Here is a 2,430-nt window from a genome sequence, read left to right as displayed (position 1 = left end):
GGAGCCGCAGCATGGTGATCAAGGTCGTACGGGGCAACCCGACCCCCGAAGAACTCGCCGCCGCCCTCGCCGTCGTCCGCGCCCGCGCCGCCGCGGTCTCCGACGCCCCCGCCGCCGCGGTGGAGCCGGACGCCTGGGCCCACCCGGGCCGGATCGCCCGGCCCCGCCTCCCGGCCCCGGGCCCGACGACCTGGTCGCGCACGTACTGGCCCGGCTAGCCCGGCCGGGCCCCGGGGGAATTAGTCCTTCCGTACCGGGGCGGCTGAGTACGCGTACTCAGGCGCCCCGCAAGCGCGACCAGCAGTATCGGTGGCGTGCTGTGGTCAGACCCCGAGGACGAGCCCACCGAGGAGCTGCGCGAGACGCAGGAGATGCTGCGCCGCGCGGGCCTCGTGCTCGCGCTTGCCATGGTCGTGGCGATGGTCGTGCTCGGTCTGCTGTGAGCGCGGGCGCGACCCGGCCGCGTACGGCACTAACCTGACCGGCATGACCGCTCAGCGCCGCCTCATCCTGGCCTCACAGTCCCCCGCCCGTCTGGGCCTGCTGCGTCAATCCGGCTTCGCGCCCGAGGTGATCGTCAGCGGGGTCGACGAGGACGCCGTGACCGCACCGACCCCGGCCGAACTGGCCCTCGCCCTCGCCGAGGCCAAGGCCTCCGTCGTCGCCGCGAAGCCCGAGGCGCACGGCGCCGTCGTGATCGGCTGCGACTCGGTGCTCGACCTGGACGGCGAGGCGCTCGGCAAGCCGGCCGACGCCGAGGAGGCCACGGCCCGCTGGAAGGCCATGCGCGGCCGCGCCGGCACCCTCCAGACCGGCCACTGCGTGTACGACACGGTCTCCGGCCGGTACGCGTCCGGCACCGCCTCCACGGTGGTGCGCTTCGGCGAGCCGAGCGACGCGGAGATCGCCGCCTACGTCGCCACGGGCGAGCCGCTGCACGTGGCGGGCGCCTTCACCCTCGACGGGTTCTCGGCGCCGTTCATCGACGGCATCGACGGCGACCACGGCAACGTCATCGGGCTCTCGCTGCCGCTGCTGCGCCGCCTGCTCGCCCGACTGGGCGTCGGCATCACGGAGTTGTGGGCTCCGGGGACGAACTAGCCGGAGGTGCGGCGGGACCGTCCGCCGCGCCGTTCTCGTGGCGGTCGTACGCGACCAGGGTCAGCACGATCAGGGCGAGCACGACCATCATGAAGACGAAGGCGAGCCAGCCCACCAGGCCGATCGAGAACGCGCCGAGCAGCCCGTGCACCACGGCCGCGCTGATCAGCAGGATCCGCCCGAAGCCGCCCGGCGCCCGATCCCGTACGGCGGCCCGTACGAGGACGAGCGCGCACAGCACCAGGTAGAGACCGAACAGACCGCCCGCGACCCACGCGCCGATCGACATGGCGCGCGGGTCGAGGCCCGCGAGCGACATGTCCTGCCGGTCGACCACCAGGCCCAGGAACCAGTTCAGGAAAACGATCCCGAGCGCCTCCGCGATCAGAACGATCGCGGCCACCCACGCCACCGGCCTGCGCGCCACCGGTCCCACCCACTTCCACCGACTGTTACCCCGAGTATGTTCACTGCCTCGCGAACGCTACTAACGGGTAAACCTCGGGACAAGGGTTCTGCCCAAGGCAAAGAATCGTTGGGCCATTCGTAGGGACTCCACAAAGAAAGCCGACGGGCCGGGGAGCCGTCTCACAGAGACCTTGACCACACGCCAGGGCTAGGGTTGTCCCCAGGGATCTCGCACATCCAGGCACGACAAGGGATTTCGGGGGCCGAGCGCGCCTCGAGTCACGCTCCGTGTGGGCAAGGTCACCATTGGGGACGGGTCGAAGTGCCGTGTCGGCAGTCCCTAAACTCGGCTTGTTTCAAGGAGGGAGCCATCGTGCGCAAGGTGCTCATCGCCAACCGTGGCGAAATCGCTGTCCGCGTTGCCCGGGCGTGCCGGGATGCCGGGATCGCGAGCGTTGCTGTCTACGCCGATCCGGATCGGGACGCTCTGCACGTCCGCGCGGCCGACGAGGCCTTCGCGCTGGGTGGTGACACCCCGGCCACCAGTTATCTCGACATGGCCAAGGTGCTGCAGGCCGCCAAGGACTCGGGGGCGGACGCGATCCATCCCGGTTACGGGTTCCTGTCGGAGAACGCCGAGTTCGCCCAGGCCGTGCTGGACGCGGGGCTGATCTGGATCGGTCCGCCGCCGCACGCGATCCGGGACCTGGGTGACAAGGTCGCCGCCCGGCACATCGCGCAGCGTGCCGGTGCCCCGCTCGTCGCGGGCACCCCCGACCCGGTCTCCGGGGCCGACGAGGTCGTGGCGTTCGCCGAGGAGCACGGCCTGCCGATCGCGATCAAGGCCGCGTTCGGTGGCGGCGGGCGCGGTCTGAAGGTGGCCCGCACCCTGGAAGAGGTCCCCGAGCTGTACGACTCGGC

General features: G+C 71.6%; 5 protein-coding genes. 4 read left to right on the top strand and 1 reads right to left on the bottom strand.

Translation table 11 applies throughout. The annotated features are described in order from the left end of the window. Positions 1-11 precede the first annotated feature (11 nt). The 3 genes from ACFW9D_RS38440 to ACFW9D_RS38430 all read left to right on the top strand — a co-directional run bounded on the left by ACFW9D_RS38440 (position 12) and on the right by ACFW9D_RS38430 (position 1,101). A complete protein-coding gene (locus ACFW9D_RS38440) occupies positions 12-218 on the top strand; it encodes an acyl-CoA carboxylase epsilon subunit (protein ID WP_384630128.1) in 207 nt (68 codons plus the stop codon). A 96-nt stretch (positions 219-314) separates the two neighbouring features. Beyond that, positions 315-443 carry a morphogenic membrane protein MmpB gene (gene mmpB / locus ACFW9D_RS38435; RefSeq protein WP_262928311.1) on the top strand — a complete coding sequence of 43 codons (129 nt, stop codon included), beginning with the start codon at positions 315-317 and terminating at the stop codon, positions 441-443. A gap of 43 nt (positions 444-486) precedes the next feature. Further along, positions 487-1,101 (top strand): nucleoside triphosphate pyrophosphatase, encoded by a 615-nt coding sequence (locus ACFW9D_RS38430; RefSeq protein WP_188337195.1) that lies wholly within the window; start codon positions 487-489, stop codon positions 1,099-1,101. On the opposite strand, the gene ACFW9D_RS38425 is transcribed toward ACFW9D_RS38430, so the two are convergent. Continuing rightward, a complete protein-coding gene (locus tag ACFW9D_RS38425) occupies positions 1,070-1,513 on the bottom strand; it encodes a hypothetical protein (protein WP_384630126.1) in 444 nt (147 codons plus the stop codon). The two genes, ACFW9D_RS38430 and ACFW9D_RS38425, sit on opposite strands and share 32 nt — an antisense overlap. Positions 1,514-1,882: 369 nt before the next feature. Between ACFW9D_RS38425 and ACFW9D_RS38420 the strand changes: the two genes are divergently transcribed. After that, positions 1,883-2,430: biotin carboxylase N-terminal domain-containing protein (locus ACFW9D_RS38420; RefSeq protein WP_384630123.1), on the top strand; the 548-nt coding region annotated here is incomplete at its 3' end.

Source organism: Streptomyces sp. NPDC059524 (assembly GCF_042749255.1).
GTDB lineage: Bacteria > Actinomycetota > Actinomycetes > Streptomycetales > Streptomycetaceae > Streptomyces > Streptomyces xanthii.
The sequence above is the reverse complement of the archived record's forward strand: the minus strand, read 5'-3'. Positions and strand labels throughout refer to the sequence as shown.

Coding starts and splice junctions, on each gene's coding strand:
- ACFW9D_RS38440 (WP_384630128.1), top strand. CDS start 12: ATGGTGATCAAGGTCGTACGGGGCAACCCGACCCCCGAAGAACTCGCC.
- ACFW9D_RS38430 (WP_188337195.1), top strand. CDS start 487: ATGACCGCTCAGCGCCGCCTCATCCTGGCCTCACAGTCCCCCGCCCGT.